20 protein-coding genes are annotated in these 17,600 nt (G+C 63.1%); 13 read left to right on the plus strand and 7 right to left on the minus strand.

The genetic code is table 11. The features are described from left to right. Nucleotides 1–43: 43 nt before the first annotated feature. The 4 genes from FFS62_RS02440 to FFS62_RS02455 all read right to left on the minus strand — a co-directional run bounded on the left by FFS62_RS02440 (nucleotide 44) and on the right by FFS62_RS02455 (nucleotide 3,461). Nucleotides 44–1,210: a 1-acyl-sn-glycerol-3-phosphate acyltransferase gene (locus tag FFS62_RS02440; RefSeq protein ID WP_137971219.1), complete on the minus strand. Its 1,167-nt coding sequence runs from the start codon at nucleotides 1,208–1,210 to the stop codon at nucleotides 44–46. A 208-nt stretch (nucleotides 1,211–1,418) separates the two neighbouring features. Next, a complete protein-coding gene (locus FFS62_RS02445; RefSeq protein WP_137971220.1) occupies nucleotides 1,419–1,931 on the minus strand; it encodes a hypothetical protein in 513 nt (170 codons plus the stop codon). 208 nt (nucleotides 1,932–2,139) lie between these two features. Further along, the gene (locus FFS62_RS02450) at nucleotides 2,140–2,403 is read right to left on the minus strand and encodes a hypothetical protein (RefSeq protein WP_137971221.1); all 264 of its coding nucleotides are present in this window, start codon (nucleotides 2,401–2,403) and stop codon (nucleotides 2,140–2,142) included. Nucleotides 2,404–2,966: 563 nt separating this feature from the next. After that, nucleotides 2,967–3,461: a hypothetical protein gene (locus FFS62_RS02455; protein ID WP_137971222.1), complete on the minus strand. Its 495-nt coding sequence runs from the start codon at nucleotides 3,459–3,461 to the stop codon at nucleotides 2,967–2,969. A gap of 334 nt (nucleotides 3,462–3,795) precedes the next feature. Here FFS62_RS02455 and FFS62_RS02460 point away from each other — a divergent pair, with 334 nt between their 5' ends. The 3 genes from FFS62_RS02460 to FFS62_RS02470 are packed head-to-tail and all read left to right on the plus strand — an operon-like array spanning nucleotide 3,796 to nucleotide 4,898. After that, nucleotides 3,796–3,978, plus strand: a complete 183-nt coding sequence (locus tag FFS62_RS02460) for a CPXCG motif-containing cysteine-rich protein (protein ID WP_137971223.1) — start codon at nucleotides 3,796–3,798, stop codon at nucleotides 3,976–3,978. After that, the gene (locus FFS62_RS02465; RefSeq protein WP_043308586.1) at nucleotides 3,978–4,238 is read left to right on the plus strand and encodes a putative signal transducing protein; all 261 of its coding nucleotides are present in this window, start codon (nucleotides 3,978–3,980) and stop codon (nucleotides 4,236–4,238) included. The genes FFS62_RS02460 and FFS62_RS02465 overlap by 1 nt, the downstream gene beginning before the upstream one ends. A gap of 42 nt (nucleotides 4,239–4,280) precedes the next feature. Next, complete coding sequence (locus FFS62_RS02470) at nucleotides 4,281–4,898, plus strand: SOS response-associated peptidase (RefSeq protein WP_137971224.1); 618 nt, start codon at nucleotides 4,281–4,283, stop codon at nucleotides 4,896–4,898. Between the two features lie 57 nt (nucleotides 4,899–4,955). On the opposite strand, the gene FFS62_RS02475 is transcribed toward FFS62_RS02470, so the two are convergent. Continuing rightward, nucleotides 4,956–5,864: a LysR substrate-binding domain-containing protein gene (locus FFS62_RS02475; RefSeq protein WP_137971225.1), complete on the minus strand. Its 909-nt coding sequence runs from the start codon at nucleotides 5,862–5,864 to the stop codon at nucleotides 4,956–4,958. A gap of 103 nt (nucleotides 5,865–5,967) precedes the next feature. On the opposite strand from FFS62_RS02475, the gene FFS62_RS02480 reads away from it, so the two are divergent. The 9 genes from FFS62_RS02480 to rpoS all read left to right on the plus strand — a co-directional run bounded on the left by FFS62_RS02480 (nucleotide 5,968) and on the right by rpoS (nucleotide 13,460). Then, a complete protein-coding gene (locus tag FFS62_RS02480; protein ID WP_137971226.1) occupies nucleotides 5,968–7,080 on the plus strand; it encodes an S-(hydroxymethyl)glutathione dehydrogenase/class III alcohol dehydrogenase in 1,113 nt (370 codons plus the stop codon). Between the two features lie 42 nt (nucleotides 7,081–7,122). Beyond that, nucleotides 7,123–7,965 (plus strand): S-formylglutathione hydrolase, encoded by an 843-nt coding sequence (fghA, locus tag FFS62_RS02485; RefSeq protein ID WP_137971227.1) that lies wholly within the window; start codon nucleotides 7,123–7,125, stop codon nucleotides 7,963–7,965. Next, nucleotides 7,965–8,171, plus strand: a complete 207-nt coding sequence (locus tag FFS62_RS02490; RefSeq protein WP_137971228.1) for a hypothetical protein — start codon at nucleotides 7,965–7,967, stop codon at nucleotides 8,169–8,171. The genes fghA and FFS62_RS02490 overlap by 1 nt, the downstream gene beginning before the upstream one ends. 133 nt (nucleotides 8,172–8,304) lie before the next feature. After that, nucleotides 8,305–8,778 carry a 2-C-methyl-D-erythritol 2,4-cyclodiphosphate synthase gene (gene ispF, locus FFS62_RS02495; RefSeq protein ID WP_137971229.1) on the plus strand — a complete coding sequence of 158 codons (474 nt, stop codon included), beginning with the start codon at nucleotides 8,305–8,307 and terminating at the stop codon, nucleotides 8,776–8,778. After that, on the plus strand, nucleotides 8,775–9,833 hold the full coding sequence (gene truD / locus FFS62_RS02500) for a tRNA pseudouridine(13) synthase TruD (RefSeq protein ID WP_137971230.1): 1,059 nt from the start codon (nucleotides 8,775–8,777) through the stop codon (nucleotides 9,831–9,833). The genes ispF and truD overlap by 4 nt, the downstream gene beginning before the upstream one ends. Further along, nucleotides 9,821–10,570, plus strand: coding sequence for a 5'/3'-nucleotidase SurE (gene surE / locus FFS62_RS02505; RefSeq protein ID WP_137971231.1), 750 nt, complete (start codon nucleotides 9,821–9,823; stop codon nucleotides 10,568–10,570). Before truD ends, surE begins: the two co-directional genes overlap by 13 nt. A gap of 38 nt (nucleotides 10,571–10,608) precedes the next feature. Further along, entirely contained in the window at nucleotides 10,609–11,244 is a 636-nt protein-coding gene (locus tag FFS62_RS02510) for a protein-L-isoaspartate(D-aspartate) O-methyltransferase (RefSeq protein ID WP_171016283.1), read from the plus strand. A 111-nt stretch (nucleotides 11,245–11,355) separates the two neighbouring features. Beyond that, nucleotides 11,356–12,258, plus strand: coding sequence for a peptidoglycan DD-metalloendopeptidase family protein (locus FFS62_RS02515; protein ID WP_371920101.1), 903 nt, complete (start codon nucleotides 11,356–11,358; stop codon nucleotides 12,256–12,258). A gap of 197 nt (nucleotides 12,259–12,455) precedes the next feature. Continuing rightward, entirely contained in the window at nucleotides 12,456–13,460 is a 1,005-nt protein-coding gene (rpoS, locus tag FFS62_RS02520) for an RNA polymerase sigma factor RpoS (protein ID WP_137971233.1), read from the plus strand. A 450-nt stretch (nucleotides 13,461–13,910) separates the two neighbouring features. Here the strand turns inward: rpoS and fdxA are convergent, their stop codons facing one another. Next, nucleotides 13,911–14,234, minus strand: coding sequence for a ferredoxin FdxA (fdxA, locus tag FFS62_RS02525; RefSeq protein ID WP_137971234.1), 324 nt, complete (start codon nucleotides 14,232–14,234; stop codon nucleotides 13,911–13,913). Nucleotides 14,235–14,370: 136 nt separating this feature from the next. Further along, a complete protein-coding gene (gene mutS, locus FFS62_RS02530) occupies nucleotides 14,371–16,938 on the minus strand; it encodes a DNA mismatch repair protein MutS (protein ID WP_137971235.1) in 2,568 nt (855 codons plus the stop codon). Between the two features lie 75 nt (nucleotides 16,939–17,013). On the opposite strand from mutS, the gene FFS62_RS02535 reads away from it, so the two are divergent. After that, nucleotides 17,014–17,517: a CinA family protein gene (locus FFS62_RS02535; protein WP_137971236.1), complete on the plus strand. Its 504-nt coding sequence runs from the start codon at nucleotides 17,014–17,016 to the stop codon at nucleotides 17,515–17,517. The last annotated feature ends 83 nt before the right edge of the window (nucleotides 17,518–17,600 follow it).

The following is a 17,600-nucleotide window of genomic DNA, read 5'->3' on the forward strand; positions in this document are numbered from 1 at the left end:
TCAATAAGACAGCCTGCCCGGATATGCCCGGGCAGGCTGCGCATTACAGCGGCAGACCGGCCTTGATCCGGTATTGGTTGCGCACCGGGGTGGCGTACTGACGGATCAGCCAGGGGCGCTGCTCGGCGGGGCAGGCGTCCAGGCGGCGCTGCCATTCGGCGCGGGCCTTGGCCAGCTCGGCAGCGGGGAACAGCTGCTCGGCCGCCGGCACCTGCAGTTCGGCATCGCGCTCGTCCCACTCGGCGTAGGCCAGGTGGTGCACCGGGAACAACCGGTAGCCGCCGAGGATGTGCTGATCCATCAGTGCCGCCAGTTGCTTGGCATCCTCGAAGCCCTCGCGCACCGGTTCGCCGAACTGCACATGCACGCGGCCCTTGTAGCCGGTGATGCCCAGGGCAATGCTGGCATCGTCCTCGCCCGGCGCCTTCTCGTAGCTGCCGGTGCTGGCGCGCAGTTGCAGCTCGCGGGCCTTGGCCTGGTCGCAGGGGTCGTACTCGTAACTGATCGACACCGGCACCAGGTTCAGCGCGGCCAGTACCTCGGCGAACGGCTCGTCCTTGCGGCTCATATGGAACATCTTGAGGATCGCCGAATCGGTACGGTCGTCACCGTCCTTGGCGCGGCCCTCGGCCTGAGCAATCCAGATCGACTGGCCTTCCTCGCGGATCGAGTGATTGATGTACGCCGACAGCAGCTGGAAGGCCGCCAGCTTCTCGCGTCGCCCGGTCACGCTGCGGTGCACGATGAAGCTCTTGTTCAGGCGCATCAGGTCGCTGACGAAGGGGCGCTGCAACAGGTTGTCGCCGATGGCGATGCGCGGCGTCGGCAGCTTGGCGTGGAACACCGCGTAATTGACGAAGGCCGGGTCCATCACGATGTCGCGGTGGTTGGCCAGGAACAGATAGGGCGCACCCGCCTTCAGGCGCTCCAGCCCGGCGAAGCTGATGCCATCGGTGGCACGCTCCACGGTGCGGTCGATATACGGCTCGATGCGCGCCTGCAGGGCATCCACCGAATCGATGCCGGCCGTCTCGTGGCGCAGGCGATAGGCAATGAGCGGCTTGAGCAGCCAGCCCAATGGCCCGGCCAGGCGCGGGAAGCGAAAGCGGGTAAGGGCGCCGAGAAAGGTGTCGTCGCTCAGCAGGCGTGCAAGCACGGCAGGGACTTCGTGGTCGGCGTAGGGTCGGATGGAATCGAATTCGCCCATCATGTTCTCGTTGTCAGGCTGCTCGGGGTGCCCGCCAGGGGCTGCAAGGTCCGCATGCGAATGCGGCCAGCAATAGACCGGCGATTATAACGGCAAGTCACAGTTGCAAGACTAAAGCCCCGTAATCTGGACCGTTAGGGCGTGATCGAGTGGGCGATTGGCTAGCGATGCCTGCGCAGTGACCGCAAGGCGCCTGATGAACTACCTGAAATTAACCGGCCTCAGCGGCTTTCTGCGCCAGGTTGGTTGAACGTAGTGCTATGAGATTGGCGACGGTGAAAGAGAGATAGAGAGCCAGGAAGTACCAGCTGTAGATCCACAGATCGGCCCAGATCATTAAGCCGATTTCTTTCTTCTGGGTGACCAGCTGCTCCGCTGATGAGCTGGATAGAACCAGATAGCCGAAGAGGGCGTTCACCAGTGGAATCCACAGTGCCGAATAGCAGAAGGTACGTTTGAATCGAATCTTTCTAAGCACCAGTCCAGCGATCACCCCGATGACCACGCTATACCCGAAAGCTCGAATCGCAATGGAGATAAGAACGCCACCCTCTCCACCACGCTTGGCTAAAGCAAACTTACCGACCGGCGACTCCAGGATGAACATGAAAAGGTCTGTCGTGGGCAGTACGCCGGGGCGGTTGTAGCCAGCCTTGACCGCGACCGCTAAAGCAGCCCCCAGCAGTACCGCAAAGAGGCAAGAGAAGAAGCTTTTCAACTGCATGACATTCCCTGTACGTGTCCAGCTCGTTGAGCTGATGAATTCCTAGGCAGCTAAGCGACGGCTACACCGGCACGGAGCGAGTGCACATTACGTAGAGGTGCTGCATGTGTCCATGGGGCTGGCGGCCGAAAAGGAAAGCGGCCCCTGGTCACCAACGATCTCTAGCAACTGGGTTGGATCGCTCAGGTGCCGCTGCTTGAACGAGCGGCTATAGCTCGGCTTGGTATTCAGCCTGCTTTGTTCGGCATTGCTTAATCAGCTCATCGTAATACGCCACGGTTTCCTTGCCGCTGCGGCTGCCCATGGCGGCTATGTTGTCCATCATCAACTGTTCATCGATTTGAAAGAGCCTTTCGTTGAAATATTCGCTGGATGACAGGGCAATCGCAGTGTCTTCATATTTCTTGGCTTCGTTCGCCTTGTCTTCAGCGCTATAGAAGTCGTCGTACTTGTACTTCAGTAGGTAGACCATGCAGTGCATCATCTCGTCAGCTTTTACGAGGTTTTGGCTTTGATTTGCTGTGGCAGATTGTGGAAATAGGAGCGCGGCTATAAGTGTTCGAATTATCGAATTCAATTTTTGTCCCCAGGACAGGTTGAGCGCATTTCTATGTCTTTTCTACTATCTCAATTTTGATGTTTTCATGCTTTGTATAGGTCCAGAGAACGCCAGAGAAAGTGAGAAAAATTCCTGTGATTACCAGTGATGATGTGAGTTCCTTGTTTTGAGCGAAGAGAGTCGCAAGCGACGTCAGCATTAGAAATAATCCGAACCTGAAGATAAAGCCGCCTACTCTGAATCGACGATGCAAGGAGTGGTGCCATTGAATGTTCGTTTTACAGCCTTCGCACTCAGCAACTGATAGACCGCCCCAGAAAGTGTTCATTCGGCGTTGAACTGCTTGTGAAACTCTTGTTTCGCACTTTGGGCATCTTAGGTCGAGCTGAGGGTTAAGATCCATTTTCCACCTTAGATATAACGATTAAGCTAAAGGGCCGGCTTCGCCGGTCCCAGCGAACGAAGTGAGCGCTTTGCTATACGGCTAACTCGCTGCCTTGATAGATGCGCCCGTACTTACCGATTAAACCCTTAGGGCCCAGCATGGTGCGCTTAACAATTGGGCTAGGGCTCCAGCTTGGATTTTCTGCGCAAGCGAGCATCAGTTGTGACTTTGTAATTAAGCCGATACGAACGGGCTTGTAATGCGTTCCCAGTTCTATAAACACAAGTTGGCTCCAGGGCTCGACTAGCCTCACATTGCGCCCTTTCTGATTTTCCTCTGTTATTACTTTTACTTGTGTCTGAATTTCGTCTTCTGTGAGGTCATAGCCAGGGTTTGATTTTCCCTCTACTTTAACTGGGTTTTGCCCGAGACCCTCAAGAAACCTTAGGGCAATGAACTCTCCAATGCGCCCGATCATGTTGTCATTTCCCCCGATGCGCTCTGGATACTGACGTCCTAGCTCTAGAAGCTCATGACGAGCTTTCAAGTATTTCTCAATGGCTGCTTGGATCTCGGTGTCTGGCATAAGGGCTTTCTTATCGTATAACTATTATTAGGCGACATTACTGTCGAATAAAATTTCGAAGAGTGTCGTATAACGTTCCATGTGTGGCTCTAATTCCTTGAAATATCACGGCGGAAAACGAGGAAAAGCGACGGCGCGGCAGACAAAAAGCAACATCTAGCCGTTGGCCAAAATAGCCATAAGGTAAGCAGCACTGTCCAGTGTCTACCAAGTCCATAGATAGTCAGGATCTGGTGAGCCTATGAGCGATCAGCCATTCGGCAAGCTACTGTTCTTTAAGAGGCCGGGCGGAAATCGGCAGCACCCATAAAGGCAGATCACCCGGAGGCCAGAGATGCTGGAATCACAGCTGTACCAGTGCCCCTATTGCTGGGAGCAGGCCGAGGCCTTGCTCGATCTTTCCGCTGGTGACCAGGAATATGTCGAGGACTGCCCGGTGTGTTGCCGGCCGATTGTTTTCGACCTGCGCACCGATGGTGAGGAATGGTCGCTGGATGTGCGTCGGGAGGACGATTGATGCAGCGCATCTACGAGCCGCAGGATCTGCTGGAGGCCGAGCTGCTGGTCGGGGTGCTGGCCAGCGAGGGAGTGGAGGCGCATCTGGCCGGGCGGCATTTGCTCGGTGCGGTGGGGGAGCTGCCGGCGCTGGGTCTGCTGGGTCTGCTGGTGGAAGACGACGATGCCGAGCACGCGCGGCGGCTGATCGCCGCGTACAATGCCGCCGCGCCACTGCCGGGTGAAGAGCCCGAGGGTTTTCCCGGCGTGCTGCTCTGCTGACTGTTCTGTCGCCTTCTTCTGTTGCTGGAAATACCGCCGCCCATGAGTGGACGCTACGCCCTGTTCCGTTGGCCCCAGGCCCTGTCGAGCCTGCCGGGCTTTCCCGAAAGCTTTCCGCAGCGCTGGAACCTGTCGCCTGGCGCTCAGGTGCTGTTCATTCACCAGCCAGAAGGCGAGCTGCAGGCGGCGGCGGGGCGCTGGGGACTGACGCCGGCCTGGCTCGATGACTTCAGCAAGGCGCCGGCCCACGCCCGTGCCGAGACCCTGGCCGAACAGCCGATGTTCCGCGAGGCCTTCCGCCAGCGCCGTTGCCTGCTGCCGGCTAACGGCTTCTACGAATGGCGCGGCCAGGCCAACCACAAGCGTCCGTACTGGATGAGCAGCGAAGGGCTGCTGTATTTCGCCGGCCTGTGGGAGGCCTACCCGACGGCGGGGCAGACCTACCTCAGCGTGGCGATGATCACCGCGCCGGCCAATTACCTGCGCCGCCCGGTGTTGCTTGACCAGGCCGCTACACGTGTCTGGCTCGATCCGCAGGCGTCGGTCGAGCAGTTGCAGGCATTGCTGGTGGCGCCGCAACCGCAGCTGCGCGAGCGGGTGCTGAGTACGCTGATCAACGACCCTGCCTTCGAGGGGCCGGAGTGTCTTACTCCGGGGTAGGTGGGGTCGTTACCAGGGAGTGAGTGGTGGACTGTTCGCTTCGCTCCTGAGTCCACCCTACGGGGTGGGGGTGCTGGCTTCGTGGTACTCGGGGCGCTGGGCAAGGCCTTCTTTTAGTAGCTCTACCAGCAGGCGCACCTTGGGCGAGAGGTGGCGTTGTTGCGGGTACAGCGCCCATACGGCGGTGTGCGGTGGGCGCTGCTGCGGCAGCAGGTCGACCAGCGCGCCGCTGCGCAGGTGCGGCTGCACGTAGTAGTCCGGCAGCTGGCACAGGCCGAAGCCGCGCAGGGCGGCGTCGAGCACAGCCTCGCCACTGTTGCAGCGCCAGTTGCCCTGCACCCGTTGGCTCAGCTCGCGGCCGTCCTGCTGGAAGCTCCACTGATCGCTGCTGCCGACCAGGCAGTTGTGTCGGCTCAGCTCGGACAGCGAATGCGGCCGGCCATAGCGCTCCAGGTAGGCGGGCGCCGCGCACAGGTGCATGACCCGTGGCGCCAGGCGGGTGGCGACCAGTCGCGAGTCCTGCAGGCGGCCGAGGCGGATGGCCAGGTCCATGCTGCTGTGCAGCAGGTCGAGGGTCTGGTTGCTCAGCTCGATCTCCACGCGCAGCTGCGGATGGCGCGCCATGAACTGGTTGACCAGCGGCACGATGAAGCGCTCGCCGTAGGCCACCGCGCAGGTCATGCGCAGCAGGCCCTTGGGCTCGTCATTGAGGTCTCCGATGGCGCGTAGGGCTTCCTCGCGGGCGTCCTGCAGGCGCTGGCAGTGCTGCAGGAAGGTCTGCCCGGCCTCGGTCAGCGTCACCTTGCGCGTACTGCGGTAGAACAGGCGGGTCTGCAGGCGCTCCTCGAGGCGCGCCACCTGGCGGCTGACCTGCGAGGTAGACAGCCCCAGGCGCTGCGCGGCAGCGGCGAAACGGCCGCATTCGGCGACCGCGACGAACTCGTCCAGGCCTTCCCAGTTGCTCATCGATTATCCCTGGTTGGCAATAATGTTTTGCTGATTGCCTGGATTATCCAGAAAAACGTAGAGGTCTACACTCTCGGCACTTTTTACTCGCTGGAGAACGTCCATGATCAAGTCCCGTGCCGCCGTCGCGTTCGGCCCCAACCAGCCGCTGCAGATCGTCGAAGTGGACGTCGCTCCGCCGAAGGCCGGCGAAGTGCTGGTACGCATCGTCGCCACCGGCGTATGCCACACCGACGCCTACACCCTGTCCGGTGCCGATTCCGAGGGCGTGTTCCCGTCGATCCTCGGCCACGAGGGTGGCGGCATCGTCGAGGCGGTGGGCGAGGGAGTGACCTCGGTGCAGGTCGGCGATCACGTGATCCCGCTGTACACCGCCGAATGTCGCGAGTGCAAATTCTGCAAATCCGGCAAGACCAACCTGTGCCAGAAGGTGCGCGCCACCCAGGGCAAGGGCCTGATGCCGGACGGCACCAGCCGCTTCAGCTACAACGGCGAGCCGATCTACCACTACATGGGCTGCTCGACCTTCTCCGAGTACACCGTGCTGCCGGAAATCTCCCTGGCGGTGATCCCGAAAGATGCGCCGCTGGAGAAGGTCTGCCTGCTCGGCTGCGGCGTCACCACCGGCATCGGCGCCGTGCTCAACACCGCCAAGGTGGAAGAGGGCGCCACTGTGGCTATCTTCGGTCTGGGTGGCATCGGCCTGGCGGCGATCATCGGCGCCAAGATGGCCAAGGCTTCGCGCATCATCGCCATCGACATCAACCCGGCCAAGTTCGACGTGGCCCGCGAGCTGGGTGCGACCGACTTCGTCAATCCGAAGGACCACGCCAAGCCGATCCAGGAAGTCATCGTCGAGATGACCGATGGCGGCGTCGACTACAGCTTCGAGTGCGTGGGCAATGTGCAGCTGATGCGCGCTGCACTGGAATGCGCGCACAAGGGCTGGGGCGAGAGCGTGATCATCGGCGTGGCCGGTGCCGGCGAGGAGATCAGCACCCGTCCGTTCCAGCTGGTGACAGGGCGCGTCTGGCGCGGTTCGGCCTTCGGCGGCGTCAAGGGTCGTACCGAGCTGCCGAGCTACGTCGAGAAGTCGCAGAAGGGCGAGATCCCGCTGGACACCTTCATCACCCACACCATGGGCCTGGACGAGATCAACAGCGCCTTCGACCTGATGCACGAAGGCAAGAGCATCCGCACCGTTATCCACTACTAAATCCATGGGCGGGGCGCTGCGGCGCCCCCTACGGAGATCGTGATGACTCTTGAGATCGTTTCCAGCAATAAAAGCTGCGGCGGCTGGCACAAGCGCTACCGCCACCGCTCCACCGCGCTCAACTGCGACATGGTGTTCGCCGTGTACCTGCCGCCGCAGGCGGAGCAGGGCGCCAAGCTGCCGGTGTTGTACTGGCTGAGCGGCCTGACCTGCACCGACGAGAACTTCATGCAGAAGGCTGGCGCGCAGAAACTCGCCGCTGAGCTCGGCCTGATCATCGTCGCCCCGGACACCAGCCCGCGCGGCGAAGGTGTGCCGGATGACGCCAACAAGGCCTGGGACTTCGGCCTCGGTGCCGGCTTCTACCTCAACGCCACCCAGGAGCCCTGGGCGCGCCACTACCGCATGTACGACTACGTGGTGCAGGAGCTGCCGGCGCTGATCGAGGCCAACTTCCCGGTTAGCGACAAGCGCGGCATCGCCGGCCACTCCATGGGCGGCCACGGTGCGCTGATCTGCGCGCTGAAGAATCCGGGGCGCTACCAGTCGGTCTCGGCCTTCTCGCCGATCAGCAATCCGCTCAATTGCCCCTGGGGCGAGAAGGCGTTCTCCAACTACCTGGGCGACGACCGTTCGCGCTGGCGCGAGTGGGATGCCTGCGTGCTGCTGGCCGAGGCGAGCGAGAAACTGCCGATCCTGGTGGACCAGGGCGACCGTGACGACTTCCTCGAAGTCCAGCTCAAGCCCCAGGCCCTGCAGGCCGCGGCCAAGGCTGCCGAGCATCCGCTGACCCTGCGCATGCAGCCGGGCTACGACCACAGCTACTACTTCATTGCCAGCTTTATCGACGACCATCTGCGCCATCACGCGGCGGCGCTGGCCTGATGAATCTGCGCGAAGGCTTGGGGCTGCTTCTGCTGCTGGGCGGTGTGGCGCTGATGCCTTTTGTCTGGTGGTTGAGTCGGGGCTGGCTGTTCGTCGTTCTGGCGCTGGTGGGTGTCGGTGGGCCGCTGTTCTTCAGCGCGCGCCGGGCACGGCGTATTGCGCATGGTGCAGATGGAGGATCGCCTGCGGCCGCATGGGCTCGGTGAGGCCAGGGGGTACCGTGCCTTCGACGAGCCCGCCGACGACTGAGGACTGGATGGGAAGGGTTCGCGGGGTGTCGGCCTGCGGTAGAATCTCGGCCTGATTTTTCTCCAGGTCCGGTTTTTCATGAGCAGCCCTATGCGTATCGGTCACGGCTACGACGTTCATCGCTTCGGCGAGGGCGACTTCATCACCCTCGGTGGTGTGCGCATCCCGCACAAGTTCGGCCTGATCGCCCACTCCGATGGCGACGTGCTGCTGCATGCCCTCAGCGATGCGCTGCTCGGCGCCTGCGCCCTGGGCGATATAGGCAAGCACTTCCCCGATACCGACCCGACCTTCAAGGGCGCCGACAGCCGCGCGCTGCTGCGCCATGTGCTCGGCCTGATCCACGCCAAGGGCTATGTGGTCGGCAACGTCGATGCCACCATCGTCGCCCAGGCGCCGAAGATGGCGCCGCATATCGAGGCCATGCGTGGCCTGATCGCCGAGGACCTGCAGGTCGAGTTGGACGCGGTCAACGTCAAGGCCACTACCACCGAGAAGCTCGGTTTCACCGGCCGTGAGGAAGGCATCGCGGTTCACGCCGTGGCGCTGCTGGTTAACGCATGACCGAGCTGGACCTGCTGGGCCCGCGCGCCCATGGCGAGGCCTGTGGCCAGGCCGTGCTCAAGGCCACCGCCGAGGACTTCCAGGTCGACGAGGTGCTGGACATTCCGTTGTCCGGCACTGGTGAGCATCTGTGGCTGTGGGTGGAGAAGCGCGGCCTCAACACCGAGGAGGCGGCGCGCCGCCTGGCTCGTGCGGCTGGGGTGTCGCAGCGCAATATCAGCTACGCCGGACTGAAGGATCGCCAGGCGCTGACCCGCCAGTGGTTCAGCCTGCACCTGCCGGGCAAGGCCGATCCCGATCTGTCCGCCGCCGAGGGCGAGACCCTGGCCATCCTCAAGAGGGTGCGTCACTCGCGCAAACTGCAGCGCGGCGCACATTCGGCCAACGGCTTCACCCTGCGCCTGACCGGCCTCAAGGCCGATCGCGAGGCGCTGGAGCAGCGCCTGCAACGTATCCGCGAGCAGGGCGTACCCAACTACTACGGCCTGCAGCGCTTTGGCTGGCAGGGTGGCAACGTGGCCGATGCACGTGCTTTCGCCGAGCGCAGCGAGCTGCCGGAGCAGCGCAATACCCGTTCGCGCCTGCTCTCATCGGCGCGCAGCTATCTGTTCAACCGCGCCCTGGCGGCGCGCGTGGCCGATGGCAGCTGGAATCGTGCGCGGATCGGCGACCTGCTGGCCTTCACCGACAGTCGCAGCTTCTTTATGGCCGGCGAGGCTGAGACTAGGGATCCGCGCCTGGCCATTCTCGATCTGCATCCGACCGGCCCGCTGTGGGGCGAAGGTGCATCGTCGGCCGAGGGCGCCGCACAGGAGTTGGAGCAAGAGCTGGCCGCCGCCGATCCAGCGTTGATCGCCTGGCTGGCGAAGGCGGGCATGGCGCACGAACGGCGCATCCTGCGCCTCCCCATCGCCGATCTGACGTGGCATTATCCGGAGCCTGAGATAGTGCAACTGCAATTCGTCCTGCCGGCCGGATGCTTCGCCACCGCGGTGGTGCGCGAACTGGTCGATCTGCTGCCGGCGGGGCACACGGACTCCCCATGCGAATTCTGATCTCCAACGACGACGGCGTGATGGCACCCGGTATCGCCGCGCTGCATGGCGCGCTGCAGGACTATGCCGAGTGCACCATCGTCGCGCCCACCGAAGACAAGAGCGGTGCCAGCAGCTCGCTGACCCTGGATCGGCCGCTGCATCCGGCGACCATGCCCAACGGCTACATCGGCCTCAACGGCACGCCGACCGATTGCGTGCACCTGGGCCTCAACGGCCTGCTGGAGCAGGTGCCGGACATGGTGGTGTCGGGCATCAACCTGGGCGCCAACCTGGGTGACGACGTGCTGTATTCCGGCACCGTCGCCGCGGCGCTGGAAGGGCGTTTCCTGGCCAAGCCGGCCTTCGCCTTCTCGCTGGTATCGCGGCGCACCGACAATCTGGCCACTGCCGCCTACTTCGCGCGCAAGCTGGTGGAGGCGCACGAGCGGCTCGACCTGCCGCCGCGCACCGTGCTCAACGTCAACGTACCGAACCTGCCGCTGGAGCATATCCGCGGCATCCAGCTGACCCGCCTGGGCCATCGCGCCCGCGCCGCCGCGCCGGTGAAGATGGTCAATCCGCGCGGCAAGGAAGGCTACTGGATCTCCGTCTCCGGCGATGCCGAGGACGGTGGGCCGGGTACCGACTTTCATGCCGTGATGCAGGGCTATGTGTCGATCACCCCGCTGCAGCTCGATCGCACCCTGCACGAGGCGTTCGAGGGTATCGGCAGCTGGCTGGAGGGACTGGTCTGATGCGCGGCCAGGATCATCTGCAGCGCCAGGGCGTCGGCATGACTTCGCAGCGCACCCGCGAGCGTCTGATCGAGCGACTGTACGAGGAAGGCCTGTCCAACCCGCACGTACTGGAAGTCATCCGCCGCACGCCGCGTCACCTGTTCGTCGACGAGGCGCTGGCCCATCGGGCCTACGAGGACACCGCGCTACCCATCGGCCACAACCAGACCATTTCCCAGCCTTATATAGTCGGGCGTATGACCGAGCTGCTGCTGGCCGGCGGCCCGCTGGACAAGGTGCTGGAGATCGGCACCGGCTCCGGCTACCAGACCGCCGTACTGGCGCAGCTGGTGGAGCGGGTGTTCTCGGTGGAGCGCATCCAGTCCCTGCAGGACCGCGCCAAGGAGCGCCTGGTCGAGCTCAAGCTGCGCAACGTGGTGTTCCGCTGGGGCGATGGCTGGGAAGGCTGGAACGCCCTAGGCCCGTACAACGGCATCATCGTTACCGCCGCTGCCGCCGAAGTGCCACAGGCGCTGCTGGATCAGCTGGCCGTTGGTGGCCGCCTGGTCATCCCGGTTGGCGCCGGGGAAACCCAGGAGCTGCTGCTGATCGTGCGCGAGGAGGACGGCTATTCCCGTCACGTGCTCGACCTGGTGCGCTTCGTGCCGCTGCTCAACGGCCCGCTGGCCTGAGGCTCGACACGTTGTTGCGGCACAGTGCCAGCGCCAATGCTGGCGATGCCGGATAATTCCGGCACAATGCGCGACATCTATCTACAAGAAACACCGGCAGGGGAGCACGGGGTGAGTCTCACGAGCGGACAGCAGCGAAAGCGCCTGGCAGGCTTCGGCCTGGGGGTAGCAGTCTTCGCAGCAATACTGTCGGGCTGCAGCAGCTCGCCTTCTTCATCGCCACAGGTGGTGGATCGTACCCATGGCGGCGGAAGCGCCGCGCCGGCGCGCCCGCAGGCTACTGCTGGCCAGTACGTGGTGCAGCGCGGCGACACTCTCTATTCGATTGCCTTCCGCTTCGGCTGGGACTGGAAAGCCCTGGCCGCCCGCAACAATATTCCCGCGCCCTATACGATCCGGCCCGGACAGCGTGTGCGCTTCGATCTGCCGCAGCAGGGCGGTGCGCCAGTGGTGGCGCAGCCGAGCCGGCCGCCGGTGACCAGTGTGCCCAGCACGCCGCCGCAGACTGCCTCGCGCCCGCCGGTTGTGTCGCAGCCTCCAGTAGTGGCGCCGTCCCAGTCGCCGCAACCGGTCAGCCAACCCGCGGTTGCTACCAGCAGCACACCGGCGACGGCTGGCAAGGTGCAGCAGGTACCGCGCTCGGCGAAGGGCTGGGCCTGGCCATCCAGCGGTGTTCTGGTCGGCAAGTTCTCGTCAAACGGCAGTTTGAATAAAGGAATTGATATCGCTGGTGAATTGGGCCAGCCTGTTTTAGCTGCGTCTGATGGTTCCGTTGTGTACGCCGGAAGTGGTTTACGGGGCTACGGCGAACTGGTGATCATCAAACACAGCGATGCCTACGTAAGCGCCTACGGACATAACCGCAGGTTGCTGGTGCGGGAGGGACAGCAGGTCAAAGTCGGACAGCATATCGCCGAAATGGGATCCACGGGCACTGATCGGGTGAAGCTCCATTTTGAGATTCGCCGCCAGGGAAAACCGGTAGACCCCCTGCAATATCTGCCTCGCCGCTGACTCTGCAACCAGCCTGTTCCATGCGTGGGAGGAGCAGGCTTTGGTGTTACCAGGGAGTCATCCAGCTATTTCATCAGGTGCGCAATGATCGGCGGCAGGTTAGCTTTGTGCTGACTTGGGGGGCCGGTTCTCCCTGATGCGAAACTGGATTGGGTGCCGCCAAGGCTTGTTGTCGAACTCAGCATAGGACAACAACAATGGCACTCAGCAAAGAAGCGCCGGAGTTTGACGTCGACGATGAGGTTCTCCTGATGGAGCCCGGCATCGTCCTGGAAGACATGACAGAGGAAGCCGAGCTGTCTCTTTCCAGCGCCAAATCCAAGAACTCGACCACTACTCTCAAACAGCACAAGTACATCGACTATACCCGGGCGCTCGACGCGACCCAGCTGTACCTCAACGAGATAGGTTTCTCCCCCCTGCTGACCCCTCAGGAAGAAGTGCACTTCGCGCGCCTTGCGCAGAAGGGCGACCCTGCCGGGCGCAAGCGCATGATCGAAAGCAACCTGCGCCTGGTGGTGAAAATCGCCCGACGCTACGTCAATCGCGGACTCTCCCTGCTGGATCTGATCGAAGAGGGCAACCTCGGCCTGATCCGCGCGGTGGAGAAGTTTGATCCCGAGCGCGGTTTCCGCTTCTCCACCTACGCCACTTGGTGGATTCGTCAGACCATCGAGCGGGCGATCATGAACCAGACCCGCACGATTCGCTTGCCGATTCATGTGGTGAAGGAGCTTAACGTCTATCTGCGCGCCGCTCGCGAGCTGACCCAGAAACTGGATCACGAGCCCTCGGCCGAAGAGATCGCCAATCTGCTGGAGAAACCGGTGGATGAGGTCAAGCGCATGCTTGGCCTCAACGAGCGAGTCACTTCGGTAGATGTGTCTCTGGGGCCGGACTCGGACAAGACCTTGCTCGATACCCTCACCGATGACCGCCCCAGCGATCCTTGCGATCTGCTGCAGGACGATGATCTGTCCGAGAGCATCGATCAGTGGCTGTCCGAACTGACCGACAAGCAACGCGAAGTGGTGGTGCGGCGTTTCGGTCTGCGCGGCCATGAGAGCTGCACGCTGGAGGAAGTCGGCCAGGAAATCGGTCTGACTCGCGAGCGGGTACGGCAGATCCAGGTCGAAGCGCTCAAGCGCCTGCGCGAGATCTTGGAGAAGAACGGCCTGTCCAGCGACGCTTTGTTCCAATAGCTCAGCGAAGCGGATTGCTCCACCAGAAAGCCCGGCACCAGCCGGGCTTTTTATTGCTCGCCCATGTAAGTTATTGCTTACATGGCTTGTAAGAGATCGCAGGAAAAATGCATTGGTTGCGATGCATTCTTATCTGTAGATTTTAAGTAAGTACATGATTTTAAAGTGCTTATTATCGGATGTCGGGCCGTGGCTGGGGTGTTCGCTGGCCGAGGAAGGCCTTGTTCGGCCGCGGCGAAACGCTAATATGAAGCCGTGCCTAGGGAGAAGGCACGGGAGCCAGGACGGCGACCAGGGAGCCACTGCAGGATGCAGTTCATCAGGATGATGAAAGGATTCTCAGGGAGTAGGGAAGAAAGAGCGGGCGGCTAATCACCGCCCCTTTTTTTGCCTGGAGAAAAGGCAGAAACGAAAAGGCCCGCATGCAGCGGGCCTTTTGCGTTCTGGGGCTTAGCGCTCCAGTTGCGGCAGCTTGTCCTTCACGCCATCCCATTCCTCGGCGTCCGGCAGCGCTTCCTTTCTCTCGGTGATGTTCGGCCAGACTTCCGCCAGCTCGGCGTTGAGCTCGATGAACTCCTGCATGTTCTCCGGTACTTCGTCCTCGGAGAAGATGGCCTGGGCCGGGCACTCTGGCTCGCACAGGGCACAGTCGATGCACTCGTCCGGATGGATCACCAGAAAGTTCGGGCCTTCATAGAAGCAGTCCACCGGGCAGACTTCCACGCAGTCGGTGTATTTGCACTTGATGCAGTTGTCGGTAACGACGAAGGTCATCTCTGATTCTCTCCTCGGGCGGCGGCCTGACCCAATCTGTGCGGGTTTGCAGGCGCTCGGTATTGGCCGCGGCTCAGGCTGTAAACCGGGCAGTCGTAAAAATGCGCGCGATTCTATCAGCTTGAGCCGGCTGGCGTTAGCTGCGCGTCTTCCATGTATATATCAGCTCCAGGGCGCGGCGCGGTGTCAGATCATCGGGATTGATCTTGCCCAATTCCTCCAGAACCGGGTGGGGCAGGGCGGCGAACATGTCGCTCTGCAGCGGTGTGCCGGGTTGGCCTGGTTCGCTGCGCGGTAATTCATGGGGCAGGCTGGTGGTTTCCAGACGGGCCAGATGCTGGCGGGCGCGCTGGATCACCGGGCCGGGTACACCGGCCAGTTGCGCCACCGCCAGGCCGTAGCTCTGGCTGGCCGGGCCAGGCAATACATGGTGGAGGAAGACGATGCGCTCGTTGTGCTCGGTGGCGTTGAGGTGCACGTTGGCCACCACCGGCTCGCTCTCCGGCAGCACGGTCAGCTCGAAGTAGTGAGTGGCAAACAGCGTCCAGGCGCGCAATTTGGCCAGGTGCTCGGCGGCCGACCAGGCTAGCGACAGGCCGTCGAAGGTGCTGGTGCCGCGGCCTACCTCGTCCATCAGCACCAGGCTGCGGTCGGTGGCGTTGTGCAGGATGTTGGCGGTCTCGCTCATCTCCACCATGAAGGTCGAGCGGCCGCCGGCCAGGTCGTCGCTGGAGCCGATACGGGTGAAGATGCGGTCGACCAGCGACAGCTCGCAAGCGGCCGCGGGCACGTAGCTGCCGATATGGGCCAGCAGCACGATCAGCGCGGTCTGGCGCATGTAGGTGGACTTACCGCCCATGTTCGGGCCGGTGATGATCAGCATGCGGGTGCCGTCGTCGAGGCCGAGGTCGTTGGCGACGAACGGCGTCTCCAGCACCTGCTCGACCACCGGGTGGCGGCCCTGGTCGATGCGCATGCAGGGCTCGTCGACGAAGCGCGGGCGGTTCAGGTCGAGGTTCAGCGCGCGTTCGGCCAGGTTGGCCAGCACGTCCAGCTCGGCCAGCGCGCCGGCGGTGTCCTGCAGTGGCGCCAGTTGGGCGATCAGCAGTTCCAGCAGCTCCTCATAGAGCTGCTTTTCGCGGGCCAGGGCGCGGCTCTTGGCCGACAGCGCCTTGTCCTCGAAGGTCTTCAGTTCCGGGGTGATGAAGCGCTCGGCGCCCTTCAGGGTCTGCCGGCGGATGTAATCGGCTGGGGCCGACTCGGCCTGCTTGCTCGGCAGCTCGATGAAGTAGCCATGCACGCGGTTGTAGCCGACCTTGAGGTTGGCCAGACCTGTGCGCTCCTTTTCGCGCGCCTCGAGGTCCATCAGGTACTGGCCGGCGTTCTCGCTGATCGACTGCAGCTCGTCCAGCTCGGGGTCGTAGCCGGTCTTGAGCACGCCGCCGTCGCGGATCACTGCCGGCGGGTTGTCGATGATGGCGCGGGCCAGCAGATCGGCCAGTTCCGGGTAGGTGCGGATGTTCACCGCCAGTTCGGCCAGGTGCGGGGCGTCCAGCTCGGCCATTGCCCCCTGCAGTTGCGGTAGGGCGGCGAGGGCATCACGCAGGCGCGCCAGGTCGCGCGGGCGGGCGTTGCGCAGGCCGATACGGGCGAGGATACGCTCGACGTCGCCGATGTCCTTGAGCTGCGGCTGCAGCAGTTCGAAACGGTAGCGGTCGAGTAGGCAGGCGATGGCCTCCTGGCGCGCCTCCAGCACGGAGCGGTCGCGCAGCGGGCGGTTCAGCCAGCGGGTCAGCAGGCGTGAGCCCATGGCGGTCTGGCAGCGGTCGACCACCGACTGCAAGGTGTTGTCGCGGCCGCCAGCGAGGTTGGTGTCCAGCTCCAGGTTACGGCGACTGGCACCGTCGAGGATTACGGTGTCGTCCAGGCGCTCGTGGCGCAGATTGCGCAGGTGCGGCAGGGCGGTGCGCTGGGTCTCCTTGGCGTACACCAGCAAACAGCCGGCGGCGCCGATGGCCAGGGTCAGGCCCTCGCAGCCGAAGCCCTTGAGATCCTGCACGCCGAACTGTTGGCACAGGCTCTTGCGCGCGCTGTCGCGCTCGAAGTCCCAGGGCGCACGACGACGTACGCCACGGCGCTTCTCGATTGGCAGACCCTGGGGCCAGTCATCGGGAATCAGCAGCTCGGCCGGGCTCAGGCGCTCCAGTTCGGCCAGCAGGTTCTCCCAGCCTTTCATCTCCTGCACGCTGAAGCGGCCGCTGGTGATATCCAGCACGGCCAGGCCGAACAGCTTCTCGTCACCGAGGATGGCGCCGACCAGGTTGTCGCGGCGCTCATCGAGGAAGGCCTCGTCGCTGATGGTGCCGGGGGTGATGATACGCACCACCTGGCGCTCCACCGGGCCCTTGCTGGTGGCCGGGTCGCCGATCTGCTCGCAGATCGCCACCGCCTCGCCGAACTTCACCAGGCGCGCCAGGTAGCCCTCGGCCGAGTGGAAGGGGATGCCGGCCATGGGGATGGCCTGGCCGGCCGACTGGCCGCGGGCGGTGAGGGTGATGTCGAGCAGCGCCGCGGCCTTCTTGGCGTCCTCGTAGAACAGCTCGTAGAAGTCGCCCATGCGGTAGAACATCAGCATGTCCGGGTGCTGGTTCTTCAGCTTCCAGTACTGCTGCATCATCGGTGTGTGGGCTGACAAATCGCTCATGCTGTTCGGTCCGGCTGAAATCGCAAAAGCGCGTAGTGTAGGGTATCCCCCGCATCTGTTTCATCCGGAGAGCACATGGATTCCAGCATTACCCTGCAGGCCGAAGCACTCGGTAGTCGGCTCAAGGCGCTCGGCGCCCAGGTCACTACCGCCGAGTCCTGTACCGGCGGCGGTATCGCCGAGGCGATCACCCGTATTGCCGGCAGTTCGGCCTGGTTCGAGGCGGGCTATATCACCTATTCGAATTCACAGAAGACCGCGCAGCTGGACGTATCGGCCGAGCTGTTCGCGCGAGTCGGCGCGGTCAGTCGTGAAGTCGTCGAGGCCATGGTCAGCGGCGCGCAGCAGCGCAGCGGGGCGCGCTTTGCGGTGGCGGTCAGCGGCATCGCCGGCCCCGCGGGTGGCTCCGCGGAGAAGCCCGTCGGTACGGTATGGCTGGCCTGGGGCGACGGTGCAAAGCTGTTTGCCGAGCGCTGCCAGTTCGCCGGTGACCGTGAGGCCGTACGGCGGCAGACGGTGCAATGGGCCCTGGAGGGATTGCTCCGACTGACGGCGGGAGAAAATCCTGCACAGGGGTAGGCGAGCGACTTGCCTTATGGAATACTACTGTCTACTTATACAGTTGTTGGTGAGCGAACGGCTCCCTTTGATCACGTGAGGAT

This window comes from Pseudomonas sp. F(2018) (assembly GCF_005508865.1).
Classification (GTDB): Bacteria; Pseudomonadota; Gammaproteobacteria; order Pseudomonadales; family Pseudomonadaceae; genus Aquipseudomonas.

Bases quoted from the DNA above. Each gene is read 5' to 3' on its own strand.
- FFS62_RS02510 (WP_171016283.1), top strand. From the start codon at position 10,609: ATGACTTCGCAGCGCACCCGCGAGCGTCTGATCGAGCGACTGTACGAG.
- FFS62_RS02470 (WP_137971224.1), top strand. From the start codon at position 4,281: ATGAGTGGACGCTACGCCCTGTTCCGTTGGCCCCAGGCCCTGTCGAGC.
- fdxA (WP_137971234.1), bottom strand. From the start codon at position 14,234: ATGACCTTCGTCGTTACCGACAACTGCATCAAGTGCAAATACACCGAC.
- truD (WP_137971230.1), top strand. From the start codon at position 8,775: ATGACCGAGCTGGACCTGCTGGGCCCGCGCGCCCATGGCGAGGCCTGT.
- FFS62_RS02440 (WP_137971219.1), bottom strand. From the start codon at position 1,210: ATGATGGGCGAATTCGATTCCATCCGACCCTACGCCGACCACGAAGTC.
- ispF (WP_137971229.1), top strand. From the start codon at position 8,305: ATGCGTATCGGTCACGGCTACGACGTTCATCGCTTCGGCGAGGGCGAC.
- FFS62_RS02490 (WP_137971228.1), top strand. From the start codon at position 7,965: ATGAATCTGCGCGAAGGCTTGGGGCTGCTTCTGCTGCTGGGCGGTGTG.
- FFS62_RS02535 (WP_137971236.1), top strand. From the start codon at position 17,014: ATGGATTCCAGCATTACCCTGCAGGCCGAAGCACTCGGTAGTCGGCTC.
- surE (WP_137971231.1), top strand. From the start codon at position 9,821: ATGCGAATTCTGATCTCCAACGACGACGGCGTGATGGCACCCGGTATC.
- FFS62_RS02445 (WP_137971220.1), bottom strand. From the start codon at position 1,931: ATGCAGTTGAAAAGCTTCTTCTCTTGCCTCTTTGCGGTACTGCTGGGG.
- FFS62_RS02480 (WP_137971226.1), top strand. From the start codon at position 5,968: ATGATCAAGTCCCGTGCCGCCGTCGCGTTCGGCCCCAACCAGCCGCTG.
- mutS (WP_137971235.1), bottom strand. From the start codon at position 16,938: ATGAGCGATTTGTCAGCCCACACACCGATGATGCAGCAGTACTGGAAG.
- FFS62_RS02475 (WP_137971225.1), bottom strand. From the start codon at position 5,864: ATGAGCAACTGGGAAGGCCTGGACGAGTTCGTCGCGGTCGCCGAATGC.
- FFS62_RS02450 (WP_137971221.1), bottom strand. From the start codon at position 2,403: ATGGTCTACCTACTGAAGTACAAGTACGACGACTTCTATAGCGCTGAA.
- fghA (WP_137971227.1), top strand. From the start codon at position 7,123: ATGACTCTTGAGATCGTTTCCAGCAATAAAAGCTGCGGCGGCTGGCAC.
- FFS62_RS02465 (WP_043308586.1), top strand. From the start codon at position 3,978: ATGCAGCGCATCTACGAGCCGCAGGATCTGCTGGAGGCCGAGCTGCTG.
- FFS62_RS02460 (WP_137971223.1), top strand. From the start codon at position 3,796: ATGCTGGAATCACAGCTGTACCAGTGCCCCTATTGCTGGGAGCAGGCC.
- FFS62_RS02455 (WP_137971222.1), bottom strand. From the start codon at position 3,461: ATGCCAGACACCGAGATCCAAGCAGCCATTGAGAAATACTTGAAAGCT.
- rpoS (WP_137971233.1), top strand. From the start codon at position 12,456: ATGGCACTCAGCAAAGAAGCGCCGGAGTTTGACGTCGACGATGAGGTT.